Annotated in this window: 17 protein-coding genes; 8 read left to right on the top strand and 9 right to left on the bottom strand. The window is 67.5% G+C overall.

Going from position 1 to position 20,516, the window contains the following annotated elements; all coding sequences use genetic code 11:
• Window positions 1-74 precede the first annotated feature (74 nt).
• Window positions 75-794 carry a YggS family pyridoxal phosphate-dependent enzyme gene (locus RQI43_RS15260; protein ID WP_311275681.1) on the top strand — a complete coding sequence of 240 codons (720 nt, stop codon included), beginning with the start codon at window positions 75-77 and terminating at the stop codon, window positions 792-794.
• A 120-nt stretch (window positions 795-914) separates the two neighbouring features.
• Here RQI43_RS15260 and RQI43_RS15265 read toward each other — a convergent pair whose 3' ends face one another.
• Window positions 915-3,806, bottom strand: a complete 2,892-nt coding sequence (locus RQI43_RS15265) for a phosphoenolpyruvate carboxylase (protein WP_311275682.1) — start codon at window positions 3,804-3,806, stop codon at window positions 915-917.
• A 404-nt stretch (window positions 3,807-4,210) separates the two neighbouring features.
• Here RQI43_RS15265 and RQI43_RS15270 point away from each other — a divergent pair, with 404 nt between their 5' ends.
• Both RQI43_RS15270 and RQI43_RS15275 read left to right on the top strand, forming a co-directional pair.
• Window positions 4,211-4,981, top strand: a complete 771-nt coding sequence (locus tag RQI43_RS15270; protein ID WP_311275683.1) for a hypothetical protein — start codon at window positions 4,211-4,213, stop codon at window positions 4,979-4,981.
• Between the two features lie 25 nt (window positions 4,982-5,006).
• Complete coding sequence (locus RQI43_RS15275) at window positions 5,007-5,435, top strand: cupin domain-containing protein (RefSeq protein ID WP_311275684.1); 429 nt, start codon at window positions 5,007-5,009, stop codon at window positions 5,433-5,435.
• A 35-nt stretch (window positions 5,436-5,470) separates the two neighbouring features.
• On the opposite strand, the gene RQI43_RS15280 is transcribed toward RQI43_RS15275, so the two are convergent.
• From RQI43_RS15280 to RQI43_RS15290, 3 genes are all read right to left on the bottom strand, one after another.
• Window positions 5,471-6,775 (bottom strand): HlyC/CorC family transporter, encoded by a 1,305-nt coding sequence (locus tag RQI43_RS15280; RefSeq protein WP_311275685.1) that lies wholly within the window; start codon window positions 6,773-6,775, stop codon window positions 5,471-5,473.
• Window positions 6,776-6,955: 180 nt separating this feature from the next.
• On the bottom strand, window positions 6,956-8,074 hold the full coding sequence (gene aroB, locus RQI43_RS15285) for a 3-dehydroquinate synthase (protein ID WP_311275686.1): 1,119 nt from the start codon (window positions 8,072-8,074) through the stop codon (window positions 6,956-6,958).
• On the bottom strand, window positions 8,071-8,688 hold the full coding sequence (locus RQI43_RS15290; protein ID WP_056423131.1) for a shikimate kinase: 618 nt from the start codon (window positions 8,686-8,688) through the stop codon (window positions 8,071-8,073). The genes aroB and RQI43_RS15290 overlap by 4 nt, the downstream gene beginning before the upstream one ends.
• Window positions 8,689-9,013: 325 nt before the next feature.
• Between RQI43_RS15290 and RQI43_RS15295 the strand changes: the two genes are divergently transcribed.
• Both RQI43_RS15295 and RQI43_RS15300 read left to right on the top strand, forming a co-directional pair.
• On the top strand, window positions 9,014-9,166 hold the full coding sequence (locus RQI43_RS15295; RefSeq protein WP_056423134.1) for a hypothetical protein: 153 nt from the start codon (window positions 9,014-9,016) through the stop codon (window positions 9,164-9,166).
• The gene (locus RQI43_RS15300; protein WP_311275687.1) at window positions 9,163-10,140 is read left to right on the top strand and encodes a site-specific tyrosine recombinase XerD; all 978 of its coding nucleotides are present in this window, start codon (window positions 9,163-9,165) and stop codon (window positions 10,138-10,140) included. The genes RQI43_RS15295 and RQI43_RS15300 overlap by 4 nt, the downstream gene beginning before the upstream one ends.
• A gap of 34 nt (window positions 10,141-10,174) precedes the next feature.
• Here the strand turns inward: RQI43_RS15300 and RQI43_RS15305 are convergent, their stop codons facing one another.
• From RQI43_RS15305 to RQI43_RS15315, 3 genes are all read right to left on the bottom strand, one after another.
• Window positions 10,175-10,891, bottom strand: coding sequence for a helix-turn-helix transcriptional regulator (locus RQI43_RS15305; RefSeq protein ID WP_311275688.1), 717 nt, complete (start codon window positions 10,889-10,891; stop codon window positions 10,175-10,177).
• Window positions 10,892-11,565: 674 nt separating this feature from the next.
• Entirely contained in the window at window positions 11,566-12,750 is a 1,185-nt protein-coding gene (locus RQI43_RS15310; protein WP_311275689.1) for an AI-2E family transporter, read from the bottom strand.
• A 136-nt stretch (window positions 12,751-12,886) separates the two neighbouring features.
• Complete coding sequence (locus RQI43_RS15315; protein ID WP_311275690.1) at window positions 12,887-13,378, bottom strand: molybdenum cofactor biosynthesis protein MoaE; 492 nt, start codon at window positions 13,376-13,378, stop codon at window positions 12,887-12,889.
• A 226-nt stretch (window positions 13,379-13,604) separates the two neighbouring features.
• On the opposite strand from RQI43_RS15315, the gene RQI43_RS15320 reads away from it, so the two are divergent.
• Together RQI43_RS15320 and RQI43_RS15325 are read left to right on the top strand one after the other, a co-directional pair.
• Window positions 13,605-14,624: a gamma carbonic anhydrase family protein gene (locus tag RQI43_RS15320; RefSeq protein ID WP_311275691.1), complete on the top strand. Its 1,020-nt coding sequence runs from the start codon at window positions 13,605-13,607 to the stop codon at window positions 14,622-14,624.
• 124 nt (window positions 14,625-14,748) lie between these two features.
• Entirely contained in the window at window positions 14,749-15,621 is an 873-nt protein-coding gene (locus RQI43_RS15325) for a DUF3108 domain-containing protein (protein WP_311275692.1), read from the top strand.
• Window positions 15,622-15,631: 10 nt separating this feature from the next.
• On the opposite strand, the gene RQI43_RS15330 is transcribed toward RQI43_RS15325, so the two are convergent.
• Both RQI43_RS15330 and RQI43_RS15335 read right to left on the bottom strand, forming a co-directional pair.
• Window positions 15,632-16,189 carry a pyridoxamine 5'-phosphate oxidase family protein gene (locus tag RQI43_RS15330; RefSeq protein WP_311275693.1) on the bottom strand — a complete coding sequence of 186 codons (558 nt, stop codon included), beginning with the start codon at window positions 16,187-16,189 and terminating at the stop codon, window positions 15,632-15,634.
• Window positions 16,190-16,291: 102 nt separating this feature from the next.
• Complete coding sequence (locus RQI43_RS15335) at window positions 16,292-16,906, bottom strand: TetR-like C-terminal domain-containing protein (RefSeq protein WP_311275694.1); 615 nt, start codon at window positions 16,904-16,906, stop codon at window positions 16,292-16,294.
• A 184-nt stretch (window positions 16,907-17,090) separates the two neighbouring features.
• Between RQI43_RS15335 and RQI43_RS15340 the strand changes: the two genes are divergently transcribed.
• The gene (locus RQI43_RS15340; RefSeq protein WP_311275695.1) at window positions 17,091-20,516 is read left to right on the top strand and encodes an acyl-[ACP]--phospholipid O-acyltransferase; all 3,426 of its coding nucleotides are present in this window, start codon (window positions 17,091-17,093) and stop codon (window positions 20,514-20,516) included.

The raw sequence follows: 20,516 nt of genomic DNA on the forward strand, positions 1-20,516 counted from the left end.
CGGCGCTTGCGGACCACGGGGCGAGTGTTAGGTCAGGCAGGAGCTGCCCTTCCTCTCAAGGCCGACGAGACATCATGCCCGACTCTACCCCGCCGAGATACGCTCATCCGCACGCGGCCGACGTCGTCGCCGGCTTGAAGGCCGTGCGCGAGACCATCGTCCAGGCGGCCCAGGATTCCGAGCGGGATCCGGCCGCGATTTCACTGGTGGCCGTCTCGAAGCTCATCGATGCGGATGGGATCATCCCCGCCCTAGAGGCAGGTCATCGGGTTTTCGGCGAGAATTACGTCCAGGAATCGAAGGCGAAATGGCCGGCTTTGCGTGAGCGCTTTCCCGATGTGAAGCTTCATCTCGTTGGGCCGCTCCAATCGAACAAGGCGCGCGAGGCGGTGGAATTGTTCGACGTGATCCATGCCCTCGACAGGCTGTCACTGGCGGCGGCCCTGGCCAAGGAGATCGACCGTACCGGGCGGACGCCAAAGCTGCTGGTTCAGGTCAACACCGGTGACGAACCGCAGAAAGCCGGCGTCTCGCCGTCGCAGGTGGATGTTCTTCTCAGCGAATGCCGTGAGACCCATGGCTTGGCGATCAACGGTCTCATGTGCATTCCCCCCGCCGAGGACCCGCCGTCGGCGCATTTCGCCCTCCTGGCGCGCATCGCCGAGCGTCACAACCTGCCCATCCTCTCCATGGGAATGAGCGCGGATTTCCCGGCGGCGATCCAGATGGGAGCCACGCATATCCGCGTCGGCACGGCCATCTTCGGCGAAAGGCCGCGCCCCGCCGGAGCGTGATGCGGTTCCAAGTGGGTTAGCCGGCCGGGAAGGGGGCTGGTTGGTGAGGAATGGAACGCCCTTCCCCACCGGCGCCAGCTTTCCCGGGCCTGCGGAGCGGAGCCCGGGATTCGCCGCACCCTAGCCGAATGCGCCCACCTCGTGCTGGATCATGCCCGACAGCTCGCGGACACGGGCGAAGGACTGGCGGATCGGGTCGAAGATCGTCTTGTGCTCCGATTCATAGGTTCCGACATCGCGCGGGCCGGCGGGCTCACCGAAATTGAGACCGAGCGTCGGGTCCGGCGTGATCGGAAAGATTTCGTCGAGCATGGCGAGGCAGCCGTCGATGTCGAGGCGCAGGAAGCGCTCGATCAGTTGCTCGCGAGTGATGCCCGATTGCGGGCGGAAGCCCGGAATGTGCACCGCCAGGAACCAGATCCGGTGGATCAGGGCGAGGCGCAGGGCATGAAGCATGGTCAGCCGCACCGACATCTTGCCGAGGTCCGGGGCGGCTGATTGCAGACTCAGCCAGTCGCTGGTGAGGCGCCCGAACAGACGGCGCAGATCGGGCGCGAGCCGCAGGCGGTCGAGGGCAGTGGCGATGACGAGGAGTTCGTCGCGCCGGTCGTCGCGCTGTGTGCGCCGTGCCCGTTCGAGCCACATGGCCGGGTCGAGCGTATCGATATAAGCGCGCAGCACATCGAGGTCGCCCACCGCCGAGGCATGCTGGGCGAGGCGGAACGCGCGCGAGAACCGAACCGAATCGCGGCGCATGTCACGGAACAGATCCGGTGCGCGGCTCGCCGCCCGGCCGAGGCCGTGCAGCGAATTCGCGAGATAGCCCAGCTGGTGCAGGATCGCGTTGTTCGGAATCGCCCGCATCTGGCGGGGATGGGTGATCATGCTGGGGCCGCCGCTATCGGTCTGGCGGGCCACGGGACGCGAGCCGGTGCGGTCGAGCAGGCTCGGGCCGAACGTGCCCAGCAGCGCCGCGTAGCCGGGATCATCCACCAGGGCTTCCATGTCCTGCCGGGCCACGGTGAAGAACTCGGCGGCGAAATCGGCCTCACCGTAGATCGGGTCGTCGGTCTCGTCCGCCCCCGGCGCGTCGGACAGAACATAATCGGCAAAGGAATCGTCGTCGGCCGTATCGAAGGCGAAGACGTGTTCGGCGATCCGCTCCACCGTCGAGCGGGCAAGGGCCTGGGTGCCGAACATGAGGTAGCCGTCCGAGCCCTGAAAGCTCGATTCCAGCCGCACCTTGATGCCGGCCTTGCGGTTCCGGTGCCGTGAATCCTCCGGGGCCAGATAGGCGAGGCGGTCCCGAAGTGAGGTCGGATGGGCACCGCGGCCGATCGATTCGCCGTGGGTATCGAAGATCGCCAGTTCGATGCCGGACAGGCCGTTCTGCGTCATCAGGTCGGTGATGCGCAGGCGCAGACGCTCGATCCAGAAACTCGCGGCGAGCTGGCCGACATAGCGCCCCGAATCCGAGTAGCCGAACTGCACGGTCAACCGGCCGATGCGCTTGAGATAGGCGCGCCAATGCGGGTTGCGCAGCGCGTCATCGAGGACGCGGATGCCCTGCTCCAGGGCGCTCGCCGTCTCGAACAGCGGCGTGATCTCGACCTTGTCGCTGATCCCGTAATGCCGGGCCAGCCAGAGGGCGGCGAGCAGCGTGTAGCCCGTTTCGGTCTCGGCGATGAGGAAGCGCACCGGATGGGTGCCGTCCACGTGTTTCAGGATCTGCGCGATGGTCATCATCAGGCGCGCGGCCGAGGCACGCTCGGCGGCGAGCGCGCCGAAATCCACGGCCACCGGCTGTACATCGTTGAGAAGGGCATGGATGGTGGCGAGATGCGAGCGCCGATGGGCCGCGTCCGTCGGTTCGCCGTCGAGATCGATGACCCGGCGCACGGCATTGTGGATCTGGCTGGCGTTCAACCGGAAATGCGGCAGGGCGTTCGACAGGCCGTGTGTCGCGATGCCGGACCGCAGGAGGGCAATGGCGCGCCTGTCCTCGTCGCTTTCCACGCCGCCGATGGCTCCGGCGAGGCCGGCCAGGATCGGTCCGGAATCGGTCTGGGCCCGCTCGCGCTCGATGATGAGCGCCAGCGAGAAGCGGTGCACAGCCTCCAGGGTAGGTTTGGTCCCGAGGCGCGGGGCGACGGCGAGCTGCCGGTTCACGGCCGCCAGCGCGCCTTGCGTCAGCTCACGCACGACGTTCGTGGCGGGTACGACTGGGAGGTGGCGCATGACCCTGTCGAGCTGCATCCGCTTCGATTCCAGGCGATAGCGCAGGGTGTCCCACCAGCCGATATCGGTGCGCCCATCTGTGTCGCAGCCGACCCAGGATGCGATGGCGAAGGGTTTGGGCACCAACTCGGTCCAGCGGTCGGGCCAACGGGCGCGGGCCGCATCGAGCAGGGCGGCGTTGAAGCTGTCCAAGGCCGTACGACCGTGATTGGCCGCGAGGCAGGCTTGTTCGAATTCATCGTCGAGGCTGATCTTTGCATCCGGCCGGGTCGAGAGGGCCGCGGCTTTCTCGAGCAGGGGCAGGCGTGCTGCCTCGCTGTCCTGCGACGCGGCCTCGGCGATGAGCGCCGCCACGGCCTTCGGCATCCCGAATGTCGGGTGGGCAGTGAACACCACGGCGAAGCCGGTACGGCCGACGAGGTCGCGGAAGGTCTCGAAATCCCCCGTTCCTTTCGGAATCGCAGCCACGAGACGGGCAGGCATCGTGTTGTCCGCCGATGTCTGGGTGTCCCGGTCCAGCCCGACATAGCCGCGCAGGCGCTCCGCCCGAGCGATCAACGATTGTGCGCGCAGGCGGGTGAACAGGCCGTCGAGGTCGTCGTCGTCAATTTCTTCGCGGTCGAAGCGGCGCGTAATCGCGAGCGTCACCGCCAAGACGGGATTGCGGAACGGATCCTCGCTCGAACGCTCGCGAGATTCCTCGATGAGGGCGATGAGATCCTGTTCCAGCCCGCCGGGATCGGGCACCGCACTGGCTGGGCTGCGGTCAAGCATGCGCATCGATCGACCTTGTCTGGACAGAAGAAAGAGGACGGCCCCGGAGTCGAGTCGCCTTAGAACAGGTTGGGCATCGCGCCGAAGACAATGCGTGCATGACGACCCGTCATCCACCGACGGATGGCTTGGCCGAACAGCATCACCACTGTGCAAAGCCAATCCGTCCGCATGGTTTCGGCTCCACGTTCCCTCGGCGCAAGGGGTCGAAACGAGACGCAAGGACCGTTCCGACCACGGTAACCCGAAGTGCTATGCCCGGCCCTTGTGCGAAAGCGCTCCTGTGGTGCGAGACAAGTGGATGCAACCCGGTTCCGGCTGGGGTAACCCTCTGGGCCATGCAGATCCGTCCGATCCCGTCCTGTCCTCCCGGCGACCCGAGCTCCGTGTTTCGGGCTAGGAGGATGCGGAGCGGGAGCCGCCTGGCGCTGGTCTCCTGCGTTGCCCTCTTATTCGGGATGCTGGGAGCCGCTCCCGGACTCGCGCAAGAAGACGCTGCCGCACCGCTGGGCGAGGCCGAGGCACCGGCCCCCAAGCCTAAGCCGAGACCAAAGCCCAAACCGAAACCGAAACCCGTCGCCAAACCTGCCGAGACGCCCGATGCTCCTCCGGCCACGGCCCTGCCGACGCCGGCCGCCAATCTCGCTCCCGTGAAGCTGCCCGAGCTCATCGTCGTCTGCGACAACGGTCAGGGTGCGTTCTACGAAGGGCAGGGCGCGGTCTCGCTCTGGGTGACGCGGAGCGGCACGATCACCGTCGACAACCCGCTTCGCCCCCTGACGCCGGAGGCTACCCGCGTGCTGCAGGTCGTCATCGGCAACAAGGCCGCCACCGCCTTCGGCCCCGACCTCCTGGCCCTGCGCCGGGGCGGCAGCCCCGCAGCCCTGGAGGCGACGATAGGCGGACCGGTCCGCTGGGACGAGCAACTCACGGTCCTGCCCGATTTTCTCAACATCGTCTCCGAAGCGGGCGAGGTCCTGGCGCGCCTCGATTACAGCCGCTGCGGCGATGCCCCGGAGGTCAAGGCGGCGCCGGTCGCCAAGGCGAAGCCCAAACCCGTTGCCAAATCACCGCGCCCGCCCAAGGCCTCCGCCGCCGAGGGAGCGGGGCGAGGGGAGGGCGCGGCCCCTCGCGGTCTTCAATTGCCGCAGGGCGCCATTCCGGCCGGCCAATAATGATCGCGGGACGAGGGAGACCGACATGAAAGCCGCCGAGGTGATCGCCAAGCTGGGGCTCCAGCCCCACCCGGAGGGCGGCCATTATCGCGAAACGTTTCGCGATCCGACGGAGGTCGATGGCCGTTCGGTGGGCAGCGCGATCTACTACCTGCTCGATCTCGGCGAGACCTCGGAATGGCACCGGGTCGATGCCAGCGAGATCTGGTTCTGGCATGCCGGCGCGCCAATGGTGATCACCACGAGCCCGAACGGTCACGATGCCTCCGCTACCTATCTCGGTCCCGATCTCGCCCACGGCCAGCAGCCGCAGATCGTCGTGCCGGCGGGGCATTGGCAGATCGCCACAAGCCTCGGATCGTGGACATTGGTGAGCTGCACCGTCTCCCCGGCCTTCCGGTTTGACGGGTTCGAGATGGCGCCTGCGGGCTGGCGGCCGGTGCCGCGCGGCTGAGGGAGGCGCGTTTCTCCGTTCGCCTTGCCGGAGGCCTAGCCCTCGATCTCGTCCTTCTTCGCGATTAGCGGCACGAGCGGGGTGATCCGCAGGGCGGTGATGCGGTTCTTCGCCTTGCGCAGGACTTGAAACCGGAAGCCGTGGAAGTTGAAGGCGGTGCCGGTGTCGGGGATCGCCCGCGCCTCGTGGATGACGAGGCCGGCGATGGTCGTCGCCTCCTCATCGGGCAGGTTCCAGTCCATGGCGCGGTTGAGATCGCGAATGGCGACGGAGCCATCCGCATTCACCGAGCCGTCGCCCTGGGGGCGCACCCCGGAAACCGCGACGTCGTGCTCGTCGGCGATGTCTCCGACGATCTCCTCCAGGATGTCTTCCAGCGTGACGAGACCCATCACCTCGCCGTACTCGTCGACGACGAGGGCGAAATGGGTCTTCTTGGTGAGGAAGGCCTTGAGCTGGTCGCGCAGGCTCGTCGTGTCGGGCACGAACCAGGTCTCGAGGGCCAGGGTCTCGACCTTCAGACCGGAAGCGTCGCCCCCGGCGGCGTCGAGCGCGCGCAGCAGATCCTTGGCGTGAAGCACGCCGATGATGTTCTCCGAGGTGCCGCGCCAGAGCGGCATGCGCGTATAGGGCGAGGACAGAACCTCGCGGACGATCTCCTCCGAAGGAAGGTCCGCATTGATGGTGCGCATCTTTGTGCGGTGCACCATGACCTCGGACACGGATAATTCGTGCAGGTCGAGCAGGCCGCCGAGCATGTCGCGCTCGGCTTTGGCGACACCGCCCTCGCGGTGGAGCAGGGCGACCTGCCCGCGAATTTCCTCGATGGGCGAGAGGATCGACTGATGCTGCCCGATACTGACGCCGAAGGGGCGCAGCATCAGCCGCACGACCTTCTCGATGGCGATGGCGGCGGGGCCGAGGAGCGCTACCGCGAAGGCGACGGGCCGCGCCATCACCAGGGCGGCCTGGTCCGGCTTGTTGATGGCAAGGGTCTTCGGCAGCACCTCGGCGAAAACGATGACGAGGACCGACATCACGCCGGTGGCGTAGAGCACCCCGCTCTTGCCGAAGATCGTGGTCAGCACGCTGGTGGTGAAGGCGGAAGCGCCGATGGCGACGATGTTGTAGCCGATCAGCATGGCGCCGATGAACCGCTCGCGCGAGGCGAGGATGCGGTTGACGAGGCGTGCCCGCAGGTCGCCGTTGTTCTCCAGTGAGAGCATCCGTGCCCGCGAGGCTGCGGTGAAGGCGGTCTCAGCCCCCGCGAAGAAGGCCGAGAGCAGCAGCGACATCACCACGATGCTCGCGGCGAGCCAGAGATCGGTATGCGTGTCCATCAGGCGGTCGTCGCACCAAGCCATGCCGCACCGGCACTGTGCCGGTTGCGGAAAGCCCCCTCATATACCAACCCAGGAGCGAATCGATGCCGCAGGCGTCGGGATCGGAGGGGATGCGGTTCATGGAGCGCATCATCCCCAGTTGAAGCTCCAGGCCTCCAGTACAGGGAGGCGATCCGGTCACGCCCCGCGTAGTTCGTCCGTCAGGAAGGCCTTTACCTCTGCGCGGTCGATGCCAGGTGCGATGAAGCTCTGGCCGATCCCCCGTGCGAGGATGAAGGTCAGCGCGCCGTCCCGGACCTTCTTGTCCTGGGCCATGGCGTCGAGGATGGCGTCGACGCCCCCGCATCCGCCGGGGACGGCCTGAAGCCGGGTAGGCAGGCCTGCCAGGGCCAAATGGTTGGCCACGCGACCGGCATCCTGGCCGGGGCAGAGGCCGAGGCGGGCGGAGAAGCGGAAGGCCAGCGCCAGGCCGATGGCGACGCCCTCGCCGTGGACGAGGCGGGCGGATTCGTAGCCGGTGAGCCGTTCCAAAGCATGGCCGAAGGTGTGGCCGAGGTTGAGCAGGGCGCGCTCGCCGTCCTCGCGCTCGTCGCGCACCACGACGCCGGCTTTTGCCCGGCAGCAGATCGCCACCGCCTCGTCGCGTTCCGGGCCGCCGGAGAAGATGCCGGCCCAGTGGCCCTCGCACCAATCGAAGAAACCGGAATCGGCGATGAGGCCGTATTTCGCCACCTCGGCGTAGCCGGCGCGCATCTCGCGTTCGGACAGGGTGTCGAGGGTGGCGGTATCGGCCAGGACCAGACGCGGTTGGTGGAAGGCGCCGATCAGGTTCTTGCCCAGCGGCGAGTTGATGCCGGTCTTGCCGCCCACCGAGGAATCGACCTGGGAGAGCAGGGTCGTGGGTGCCTGGACGAAGCGGACGCCGCGCCGGAGCGTCGCCGCCGCGAAGCCGGCGAGATCGCCGACCACGCCGCCGCCGAGGGCCACCACCAGGTCGTTGCGCTCGATCCGGTGGGCGAGGAGGCCGTCGCACACCTGTGCGTAGACCGCATAGCTTTTCGAGGCCTCGCCCGGCGCCACGGTGACGAGACCGGAGCGCAGGCCCGCCGCCTCCAGGCTCTCGCGCAGGCGTTCGCCATAGAGGCCCACGACCGTCTCGTCGGTCACGATGGCGGCGGCCCGCGCGCCGAGGGCGGCCACGCGTGCACCCGCCTCGGCGAGGAGGCCCCGCCCGATATGGATGTCGTAGTCGCGGCCCTGGTCGAGGGGGACGTGGACCGTCTGTCCGTCACTCACTGCGCGGCGACGCCTTGGTTCGAGGGGCCGTTGAGATAGGCATCGAGGGCCTCCATCACGTCCTCCACCACGCGATCATGCGACACGTCGCGCGAGGGGATCATCACGTCGGCACTGCCATAGACGGGATGCCGGATCTCCATCAACTGCCGCATCGTCTCCTCGGGGTCGTCGGTTTGGAGCAGGGGCCGGTTGCCGCGCTTGCGTACGCGGCGCATCAGCACGTCGAGTTCCGCCTTCAGCCACACCGAGACGCCGCCCTGAGCGATGCGGGCGCGTGTCGCCTCGCGCATGAAGGCGCCCCCGCCGGTGGCCAGCACCAGCGGCCCCTCGCGGATGAGCCGGGCGATCACACGCTCCTCGCCCTCGCGGAAGCTCGGCTCGCCGTAGATGGCGAAGATGTCGGGGATCGTGAGCTTGGCCGCCGCCTCGATCTCGTTGTCGGCATCCTTGAACATCAGCCCAAGTCGCGTCGCCAGACGCCGCCCCACCGTGCTCTTGCCGGCACCCATGAGACCGACGAGCACGATCGAGCGCGCGCCGAGAGCGCGGCGGAGCCTGACTTCAATGGGATCGGGAGCGATGTCGCCCTCCGATGGCTCGATCTCGGTCATCGTTGAAATCTTGATATACCTGTTCTCGCGATCCTAGCGCGTTTCACCGTCCGGGCGAAGCGAGGCCGTAAGTCACGACGCGATTCTTGAACGCGTCTTCATAGGGCCTGCCTCCAAAGCCGCGATGCCTCCCGATCCAGTGAGGCTGATCGCCGCTCGTCGACCGGGATTCTCTTGCGGTGCACCCTGTGGCTCCGAAGTGCTTGCCATTGTGGGCCCGGCATGGTGCAACCCCTTGGCTTGGCTGTGCAATGACTTGCCTGCCGATCTCGCGGACCGAAGCCGTCCATTTCCGCAGAGTTCCCTCCGACCGAGGTTCGTCCGAGTGCCGACCCTGTTTCGTTTCCTCGCCACGCTCGCCATCCTCGGCGGATTGGTCTTCGCGGGCATGTTCGCGCTCGCGACCTTCGTTCAGCCCACGCCCCGGGAAATGAGCGTCAGCATTCCCGCCGCGAAGCTACAGCCGCCGAACCGGTGACGGGCTCGCCCGGGGACGAGGCGGGGACCGACGGCCCCGCTCTCATCGTCGCGTATCTCGACATGCTCGCGGCCGAGCGGGGTGCCGCCGCCAATACGCTCGCCGCCTATCGCCGCGACCTCGACCACTACCTCGCGGCTCTGACCGCTTCGGGACGTGACCCGCTCGAGACCGATGCGGGCGAGGTCCGCGCCTATCTGGCGGATCTCGAAACCCAAGGGTTGAAGGCCTCCTCCGCCGCACGCCGGCTGTCCTGCATTCGCGGCTTCCACAAGTTCCTCTACGCGGAGGGGTTCGCCGAGGCCGATCCGAGCGCGCCCGTGGGAGGTCCACGCAGGGGGCGCACCCTGCCCAAGGTGCTGTCGGTGGCCGAGGTGGACGACCTGCTGCGCACCGCCCGCGAGCGAGCCGTGGCGTCGGAGACCGGAGACGCTCCGGGCGAGCGGCGGCGCGCGGTACGGATGCTGTGCCTGCTCGAAACCCTCTACGCCACCGGCCTGCGCGTGTCGGAACTCATCGCCCTGCCACGCTCGGCCGCCACCACGAAACAGCGCTACCTCGTGGTGAAGGGCAAGGGCGGACGTGAGCGGCTGGTCCCGCTCACCGATCTCGCGCGGGGCGCCATGCGCGAGCACCTGGCTCATCTCAGCGGAGACGGTCCCTTCCTGTTTCCGGCCGCCAGCGAGAGCGGCCACCTGACCCGACAGGCTTTTGCCCGCGACCTCAAGGTGGCGGCGGCGGCGGCGGGGATTCGCGGGGACCGCGTGAGTCCGCACGTGTTGCGCCACGCCTTCGCCAGCCACCTCCTGCAGAACGGGGCCGACCTGCGGATCGTGCAGGAGCTTCTGGGACATGCCGACATCTCGACGACGCAGATCTACACGCATGTCCTCGACGAGCGGCTGAAGAGCATGGTCCGCGATCTCCACCCCCTCATGGACGAACCGGCCGAACCCGACACCGCTCCCATCTGAACGGACTGCCACACCGCACCGATCCGGCTGCGTCTCAGCCGGCGATCTGACTTCCCCTGCTGACCGCGATCGTCGTCTCATCGGTCAGCGAGAACACGATACCCGCGCTGCGCAGGGCGCCAATCGCCTGATTGCGGTTGGCCACCGAGACGGAGGTGATGCAGCCCTCGAGCCGACGGACGGTCGAGAGCGACACGCCAGAGGCTCCGCTCAAATCCGCCATCGACCAGTCGAGCAGTGCGCGTGCCGCACGGATATGTCCAGCTTCGATGCGCTGTTCGAGGCCCTTCAGAAGGCGGCCTGTAGGCCTGATCTTCAGATGGATCGGACCAACGAAATTGGTCCAGCTTTCGACAGCCCCCGTCTCATTCAGCATGGGAATCATCACCATGCGGTAAGTCGCGGTTTCCCCATTCGCCAGTCTGAGGTTCGGCATCGTATGGACGAGGCGCTTGGTGAGATACAGTTCCCGCCCGTAATCGCGCCAACGGATGCGCTCGCCCTTCAGGACCGGCAGGGTCGGCTCCTGCAGGAGTTCTCCTTCGGGAAGTCCGACGAGGTCGAGCCATTCCGTCGAGAACTTCCTGAACGGGTAGATATCCGTGGTCGACGTGAATGCACCGACACTGTCGAAGATCGCACGGTCCCGCTGCCGCTGCTCCGCTTCGGCACAGGCCTGCATGGCAGGGTCGCCGATCTCGGCGAGGATGCCATGGGCACTCAGGGGCCGTCCATTGGGCGCGGTCGTCACCTCCACACGGCTCAAGACGGTACAGACCCCTGAATCCGGCCGGACAATGCGGAAGATCGAGGGCGGAACCGCCTCCGATCGCCTGACGAAGCCGGGTGCCATGGTCCGCGGGCAATCATCCGGATGGATGAGCTTAAACAGGAGCGCGTAATCGGGCCTGACGAGGCCGTCGGGAATCCCCAGGATCGGATAGAGCCCGGGCGACCAGAAATGAGTGCCGTCGACGAAGTCCCAATGCCAATGCCCGACACTTACAAAGTGTCTGACTATGTCTGAAACGCCATCCGATAGGTTTTTAAACGTACCGCCGTGCATTGTGAGACCACAAACTCACGATGATCGTCGGAAACAGGACGGAGCCAGCGAGCCGAAACGACGATCTGAACCAACGAATATCTATCTTTTGATAGTATCGCAATATTCATTTGGGAAACATCCTTACCGTGATGCAAAATCGCAGGGCGATTGCCGATGTCATCGACCCGCCCTGACAAGGCTCTTTTGTAAGGGCGCCCGGATCTCTATCATGGGCTTTCGGCGAATCTCCATCGCCCCTGGAACAAGCATGGCCACTTGCGCGAGCATGCGAGTCTCATAGGCGGATCGTCCTCGTCCGGCCGGCCCCGCGTGGTCGTCTCCAGCGCCAGCGTCACGCCTCTCCACCGGCTCCGCGCTCAGACATCCGCCTCCTCGTTGAGCGTGTCCTCGATATAGACCTGTTCCAGCACGACCTTGATCACCGCCATCAGCGGCAGCGCGAGGGCGATGCCCCAGAGGCCGAACAGCACACCGAGCACGAGCTGGCCTGCGAAGATGGTGGCCGGCGGGATGTCCAGAGCCTGCTTCTGGATGAAGGGCGTCAGCCCGTAGCTCTCCAGGCATTGCACCACAAGGTAGACACCGAAGGCGCCGAGCGCCGCGTTGGTCCCGGAGGCGAGGCCCGCCAGCACGATGACGACGCCGGCGATCAGCGGGCCGATGGTGGGGATGAAGGCGAGGAGCCCCGCTTGCAGGCCGAGGATGAGGGCGCCGCCGATGCCGAGGAAACTCAAGCCCGCCCAGATGCAGACGAAGATCACCGCCATGGTGATGAGCTGGCCGAACAGCCAATGCCGGAGGGTCTCGCCCATACCGTCGAGGAGGGCGGTGGCGCGGGGACGGTAATGGGGCGGCACGAACCGCACCGCGCCGTCGCGGTAGCTGGCGGGATCGGCCGCGCAGGCGAGGCCGAGGAACACGATCACCAGGACGTTGCCCAGCGCATTGAACAGGCCGGTGATGACGGTGGCCGCCGGTCCGAGCATGCTGCCGGCATCGGAGAGAAGGGAGCCGGGGCTTTTGATCGCACCCGAGGCGAGGCCGCCGAGGCCCCCGGCCTTCTTGTCCTTGTCGGTCTCGGTGTCCTTGGCTTTGTCAGTGTCCTTGGCTTTGTCGGTGTCCTGATCGCCCGGCGTTTCGCTCGGTACCGAGAAGGCCGGCAGGTCGATCCCGTATTCCTTCAGGCGATCACGGACAGACCCCGCCTGTTTCGTGACGGTCTGGCCGAGCTCCCGTCCCTGCTGCACCACCGTCGCGCCACCGAAGGCGAGAAAGCCGAGGGTGAGCCCGCCGAGGATCAGGCTGACGATGGTGAGCCGCAGCCCGCGACCGAGCCCGATGGCCTGGCCGAGCAGGCGCGTCAGCCCATCGAGGAAGACCCCGAGCAGGATTCCGGCGAAGATCAGGAGCAGGGTCGAGGCGGCGGTCCAGGCGAGGATCAGGAGGGCGATGAACGCCACCACGGCGATTCCTGAGGCCGTCGGCGACCAACTGGCGGGGTGCGGACCCGGCTCGTCCTTGATCGGCGTACCCTGCTGCATCTGCCCGTCCCCTGGCGCGGTCTACCGAAGCGCGGTGCGAACGGGCGCGCGAAACCCGTTACAGACAAGGGGCGCAAGGCATGAGGCCCACTCTCCTCTGTGGACGGACCGGAGGCGAATCGCCGCCGGTCCACCCTCACGCCCAGCGTGACGCGGCCTCATCGTCGGCGCCCGTGGCCTCGACCCAGCCCCCCATGGTGCCGTCCGCAAGATGCTCACGCTTCCAGAACGGAGCCTTCGTCTTGAGATAGTCCATGAGGAAGCTCGCCGCCTCGAAAGCGGCGACGCGGTGGCTTGCCGCCGTCACCACGAGGACGATGCCGTCGCCCGGCGCGACGAGGCCGTGCCGGTGGATCACCCGCACCGCCTGGAGCGGCCAGCGGTCCTGTGCCGCCTCGACCACCCGGCCGATCTCCGCCTCGGCCATGCCGGGATAATGTTCGAGTTCGAGCCCGGTCAGGCGCCCGCCCTCGTCGCGGCACAGGCCGGTGAAGGTGACGATCGCCCCGGTCCTGCCGCGAAGCGTCCCGCTCAGCGCGGCCATCTCCGCGGCCACGTCGAAGGGCGCACTCTGGATGCTGATCGCGGGTGCGGGCTGATTTCCCGCCGTCATCTCGCCTGCCGACATCCATCGATTCCTTGACGCATCGGCGCGAAAGCCCTCGCGACCGGGTTTGATCCCCCTTAAGGGATGCGCGACATTGCAAAGTCCGCGCGGTGGTTCCACGCTGTTGCGCGTCGTTCCGGCAACACCATTCCGGCGCCCGGCCTTTACCACTCGACCGGCATGGGTGCCATGCCCAGTCGGTCCCATACCCGGTCCACGCCACCGGCTTCGAAGGAATTCCCCTCGCGTGACGCCTGAGTTGATCCTGCCCCATGACGGCGTCCTGCCGGTCTTCTCGGCCCGTCCGGTCTGGTGCGGGCGCGGAAGCACGGTCATCGGCGCCGCCACGATCGGTGCCCAGGCCTGGCTCGGCGACGACAGCGTGATCCGTGCCGACGGCGAGGCGGTGACCGTCGGCGAGCGTTTCTGGCTCGGCCATCGCTCGACGCTCCATATCGCCACCGATTCGCATCCCACCCTCGTCGGTGACCGGGTGACGGTGGGCCGCAACGCCGTGGTCCATGCCTGCACGGTCGGGTCCGACGTGGTGATCGAAGACGATGTCATCGTCCTCGACGGGGCCACCGTGGAGGACGGAGTGCTGATCGAGGCCGGTGCCACCGTCTTCCCGCGCTCGCACCTCGCCGCCGGCTTCGCCTATGCCGGCAGCCCGGCGAAACCCCAGCGCCCCATCACCGCGGCCGAGATCGCCGAGCGGGCCGAGCGCGTGCGCGAGGCCACGGGAGATACCCCGTCGCCCGTCGCCGGTGACGAGATCGACGTCGATCCCAGCGTCTACGTCGCCAGCACGGCGCGCCTGCGCGGCCGCATCGCCCTCGGGGCGGGATCGAGCGTGCTGTTCTCCTGCGACCTGCATGCGGAGGTCGGCCCCATCCTCATCGGCGCCGACACTAACATTCAGGACAACACCGTCATCCGTGCACGGGCCGAAGGCGTTGTCATCGGCCGCGACACTACGATCGCGCATAACGTGCGGATGGCCGATTGCCGTATCGGCGCGCGCAGCCTCATCGGCATCGGCTGCGTGCTAGCCCCCGGCACCGTGGTGGCCGACGACGTCCTGCTTGCTGGCGGCTCCACCACCGATCCGGGCCAGCTCCTCGAGACCGGCTATCTCTGGGGCGGCCGGCCCGCCCGCATCCTCGGCCCCCTCGACGCGGACAAGCGCGCGATGATGACCCGCATCGTCGCCGGCTATTGCGAGCATGGGCGGGTGTATCGCCAGATGGAGGCGGGGGAGAACTGACCGGATGCTGGAAGTGCGTCTGCCGTCCGGTTCTCGAATGCGACGATCACCCGGTAGGTGCCGGTCCGCACCAGCGTCAGTGGCGGCATCTCTTAAGGCATGATGGCATGCAGGAGGGCAGCGCATGGTCGCTTCGTCCAATGATGCTCATGAGACGTGCTTCATCGCGTTGATCGGCGCGGTGCTTCTGGCCCTCGCCGCACCGGTCACGGCTTCGGCCGAACCGGCACCCCAGCGCTTTTCCGTCACTTATCGCCTGCTCTTCCTCAACCTTCCCGTGGGTGAGGCGGATCTCTCCGTCGATCAGACCGGTGGGCGCTACGCCTACGATCTGAAGGCGGGCCTGCGTGGCCTGGCAGGCGTCTTCTTCGAAGGATCGGGGACGGCATCCGCGTCGGGGGAGCGGTCGCGGAGCGGAGCGCTCACCGGCACGTTCCGGTCCGACAGCCTGTACGGTCGTAAGCCGGTTCAGGTCTCCATGACCCTGTCGAGCGGCCGCGCGCACGACGAGAGCGTGGAGCCGCCTCCGACGCCGATGCCCGACAGGATTCCCGTAGCGCCGCAGGACAAGGTGGGCGTCGTCGATCCCCTGACCATGCTGGCGATTCCGCTGGGCCGGGCATCCCTCGATCCCACCCTCTGCGAGCGGCGCATCCCGGTCTTCAACGGGGTGACCCGGGCGGATATCGTCCTTTCCCGCGGGGTGCTGGTGACCGTCCAGGAGGGACCCTATCGCGGACCGGCCCTCGATTGCCGGGCGCGCTGGGTGCCGATCTCGGGCCACCGCCCCAATGGCAGCAGCGTGCGCCGCATGGCTGAGAACGACGACATCCGCGTACGGCTCGCGCCCGTTCCCGGCGGGGCGATGCTGTTGCCGCTGACGATCTCCCTGCCCACCGGCTGGGGCAATGCGGGGATCGAGGCGACGCAATGGGGCCCGAAACCGGAGCCCTCGGGCCGGACTTCCGTGAGGGTCCATTTGCCCAACGCACGGTAAGGCGTCCGACCTATTCCTCCGCGAACAACCCCGTGGGCAGGCCATCCATGCTGCGCGCGTTCTTCTGGCGGCGATAGGCGTCGAGTTCGGCCTCCGTCTTGGCCTGGGCCCAGCGGTCGAGGGTGGGACGTTCCTCGCGATAGTCGAACACGGGCACGCCGAAGCCGCAGGAGGTCTGCACGAGATCGATCGTGAGGCGCACCATCTGGCGCGCTCCGGGCGGCTCCTGTCCGTCATACGCGCCTGCCAGCAGACCGGCATAGGCGTCGCTGCCGCGCGCCAAGATCTCCCCGCGCCCATAGAGCCGCAGGATCGTCGGCGCGCCTTCGAAGGCGCAGAACATCACCGTCAGCCGTCCATCCACCCGCAGATGCGCCGCGGTTTCGTTCCCGCTGCCGGTGCGGTCGAGATAGATCACGGTGTTCGGGTCGATGACCCGAAACGTGTCGGTTCCGCGCGGTGACAGGTTGATCCGCGTGCCCTCCGCCGCCGATGCGGTGAAGACGATATGCTGCCGGGCGATGAAATCGCGATGGCGCTCGTCGAGGGCCGGAAACTGCTTGGCCATGGGGCTTTCGGACGACAGGGGCGGGCTTTGAAACCTACAGCATCGTGCCGGATCTCGCATCCACGGCGATGCTGACGAACGCTTCCGAGCAGGAATGGCGGATCAGCGCAGGAACCGCCCGACCAGCAGCCGCGCCAGGTCGCGCGGCGGCTCGGGGGTCAGGACGGCGAGCTTGTTGGAGGTGGACAGGGAGGCGAGCCCGTGAAGGCCGGCCCAGAGGGTCGCCACCGCCTGCCGTCTCTCGCTCGCATCCGGAATCATGGGTTCGAGCACCCCGTCGACGAGGTCGGTCGCCTGGGCCAGCGCGGCGGCGTACCAGTCGGGAAAGGCTGAATCCGGTGCCAGGGAATGTTCGAAGACGAGGCTCCAGACGCGCGGGTCCGAGGCCACGAAGGCGAGGTAGGCATCGGCGAGGGCAAGGGCGTTGTCGCGCGGGGCGGCGTCGGGACGGATCGCGCCGGTGAGCGCCGCGTGCAGGCGCTCCAGGGTGCGGGCGTTGACCCGCATCACCACCGCATCGAGATCGCCGACACCGTTGTAAATCGAGTTCGGTGCGTAGCCGATCACCGAGGCGAGCCGGCGCATGCCGAGGCCGCGCAGGCCCTCCATGCGGACCAGGCCCTCTGCCGCCTTGGTCACCAGGGCCTCGAATTCCTCGCGGTTATGCTCGCCTCTGGGGCCGGTGCCGCGCCGTGCCGGTTTGGTTGCCTTCGCCACGCTGTCCCCACGCTCGCGTGCCGCCCGGCACGCCACCAGCGCATAGATTGCACGACGTGCAAAATCAACGTTGCCGCCATCCCTGCCGGGCGTTAATTTGCACGACGTTCAAAAATCGTGGCCGTACCGGATTTGACGGTTCGTTACAGGGTGGGCAGTCATGGTCCGCCCCGAGGAGACCAAGATGTTCCGTAGCTTGATGACGACGCGCCGGTTCGCGCCCCTGTTCTGGTGCCAGTTCTTCTCGGCATTCAACGACAATTTTTTGAAGAACGCCCTGGTCTTCCTGATCCTGTTCAAGGTCGCGGGCGCTGGGGGAGAGGCCGCCCATCCGGGCATCCTGGTGACCCTGGCCGGTGCCGTCTTCATCGGCCCGTTCTTCATCCTGTCGGGTCTCGGGGGTGAGCTTGCCGACCGTTACGACAAGGCGCTCATCGCCAAGCGGCTGAAATTCGCGGAGGTCTTCGCCGCCGCCGCCGCAGCGATCGGCTTCTTCCTCCATTCCGTGCCGGTCCTGTTCGTGGCGCTCGGCCTGTTCGGCACAGTGGCGGCCCTGTTCGGCCCGATCAAATACGGCATCCTGCCCGACCACCTGAAGCGCAACGAGCTCACCGCCGGCAATGCGCTGGTCGAGGCCGCGACCTTCCTCGCCATCCTGCTCGGCACCATCGTGGCCGGCTTCGCCAGCGCGCTCGGCGGCGATGCGCTGGCCTTCAGCGCGCTGATCATGGTGTTCGCGATCCTGTGCTGGCTCTCCGCGCGGCAGATTCCCTCCACCGGCGAGGCGGCGCCGACGCTCAGGATCGATCCCAACGTCGCCCGATCCACCGTGGCCCTGCTGCGTGACCTCTATACCGACACCCGCCTGTGGCGCGGCTCGCTCATCGTCAGCTGGTTCTGGCTGGTGGGCGCGGTGGTGCTCGCCCTGCTGCCGGTGCTGGTGCGCGAGAGCCTGAACGGCTCGGAGACGGTGGTGACCCTGCTGCTCGCGATCTTCTCGGTTGGCATCGCCATCGGCTCGGCGCTGGCCTCCTGGCTTGCCAGCGGACGCATCGTCCTGCTGCCGACGCCGATCGGCGCTCTGTTCATGGGCCTGTTCGCCCTCGACCTCGCCTGGACCATCTCGCACCTGCCGCCGGTCTCCGGCGAGGTGATGGGGGCCGGCGCCTTCCTCTCCACCGGGACGGGCCTTCGCGTGGCGGCGTCCTTCGCCGGCCTCGCCATCGCGGGCGGCCTCTACATCGTGCCCTCCTTCGCCGCCGTGCAGGCCTGGACCGACAAGGACAAGCGCGCCCGCGTCATTGGCGCCGTCAACGTGCTCACCGCCGCCTTCATGGTCACCGGGGCGCTAGGCCTCGCCGCCCTGCAGGGCGCAGGCTGGTCGATGGCCTCGCTCCTCACCCTCATCGGCGTCGCCAACCTCGCCGCTGGCGTGATCGTCCTGAAGGTGATGCCGACGAGCGCCTTCCGCGATTTCCTCTCGATCCTGTTCCGCGCCTTCTACCGGCTCGAAGTGCGGGGCCTGGAGAACGTGGAGAAGGCCGGCCCCAACGCCATCATCGCCCTCAACCACGTCTCGTTTCTCGATGCACCGCTGGCCCTCTCGCTCCTCGACAAGGAGCCGGTCTTCGCCGTCGACCACGGCATCGCGCAGCGCTGGTGGGTGAAGCCCTTCCTGCGGGTGACCAAGGCGATGCCGCTGGACCCCACCCGGCCGCTGGCCACCCGCACGCTCATCAATGCCGTCAAGAACGGCGAGACCCTGATCATCTTCCCCGAAGGCCGCCTCACCGTCACGGGCAGCCTGATGAAGGTCTATGACGGCGCCGGCCTCATCGCCGAGAAATCCGGAGCCAAGGTGGTTCCGGTGAAGATCGAGGGGCTGGAGAAGACCGCCTTCTCGCGCCTCTCCCGCAATCAGGTCCGCCGCCGCTGGTGGCCGAAGGTCATCGTCACGGTGATGTCGCCGGTGGCGCTTACCGTCGATCCCGCGCTGAAGGGCAAGAACCGGCGGCGCGCGGCAGGAGCGGCGCTGTACGACATCATGTCCGATCTCGTCTTCGACACCGCCCCCATCGACCGCAGCGTGATGAGTGCTCTCATCCAGGCCGGTGCCGACCATGGCTGGCGTCGCACCGCGCTGGAGGACCCGGTCACGGGCACGCTCAGCTATTCGCGCCTCGTGATGGGCGCCAACATCCTCGGCCGGAAGCTGATGCCGCTCGCCGCCGAGGGCAAGGCCATCGGGCTGATGCTGCCCAATGCCAACGGCGCGGCCGTGACTTTCTTCGCCCTGGCCAGCGCCGGGCGCGTGCCGGCGATGATCAACTTCTCGGCCGGCCCTGCCAACGTCCTCTCGGCCTGCTCGGCGGCGGAGGTGGACACCATCCTCACGTCACGCGCCTTCATCGAGAAGGGCCGCCTCGGCGGCCTGATCGAGGCCATCCAGGGCAAGGTGAAGCTCGTCTACCTGGAGGACGTGCGCGCCAGCATTACCGCCGGCGACAAGATCCGGGGTTTCCTCAGCCCCCGCAAGCCCCTCGTGGCGCGGCGCGGCGACGATCCGGCGGCGATCCTGTTCACCTCGGGCTCGGAGGGCACGCCCAAGGGCGTGGTACTCGCCCATCGCTGCATGCTCGCCAACACCGCCCAGGTCGCCGCTCGAATCGATTTCGGGCCGACCGACAAGGTCTTCAACGTGCTGCCGGTGTTCCATGCTTTCGGACTGACGGCGGGCCTGATCCTGCCCCTGGTCTCCGGCGTGCCGGTCTATCTCTACCCGTCGCCGCTGCATTACCGGATCGTGCCGGAACTGATCTACGGCTCGAATGCCACCGTCCTGTTCGGCACCGACACGTTCCTCTCCGGCTACGCCAAGACCGCTCATTCCTACGACCTGCGCTCGCTCCGCTACGTGGTGGCCGGGGCCGAGGCAGTGAAGCAGGCGACCCGGAAGACGTGGAGCGAGAAGTTCGGCCTGCGTATCCTCGAAGGCTACGGCGTCACTGAATGCGGGCCGGTGGTCGCCCTCAACACGCCGATGTTCAACCGCTTCGGTACCGTCGGCCGGCTCCTGCCGGGGATCGAGTCCCGGCTCGAACCGGTGCCCGGCATCGAGGAGGGCGGCCGTCTCTCGGTGAAGGGCCCGAACGTGATGCTCGGCTATCTCAGGGCGGAGAAGCCCGGCGTGCTGGAAGCGCCGCCGGAGGGCTGGCACGATACCGGCGACATCGTCGCCATCGACGCGGAAGGGTTCGTCACGATCAAGGGCCGCGCCAAGCGCTTCGCCAAGATCGCCGGCGAGATGGTGTCGCTCGCCGGCATCGAGGCCATTGCCGGCGAGCTCTGGCCGGATACACCGAGTGCGGTGGCGGCGGTTCCGGATGCGCGAAAGGGCGAGCGGCTGATCCTGTTCACGGAGCGCAAGGACGCCACACGCCCCGCCTACCAGGCCTTCGCCAAGGCCAAGGGCGCCACCGAGATTGCCATCCCGGCCGAAGTGGTGGTGCTGGACAAGCTGCCGATGCTGGGTACCGGCAAGGTGGATCAGGTCGGCGTGGTCAAGCTCGCGCACGAGCGGGCCGGCGGCGAGTCCACCGCTGCGGCGTAG

Origin of the sequence: Methylobacterium sp. WCS2018Hpa-22, assembly GCF_031843785.1 — a bacterium.
Taxonomy (GTDB): Bacteria; Pseudomonadota; Alphaproteobacteria; order Rhizobiales; family Beijerinckiaceae; genus Methylobacterium.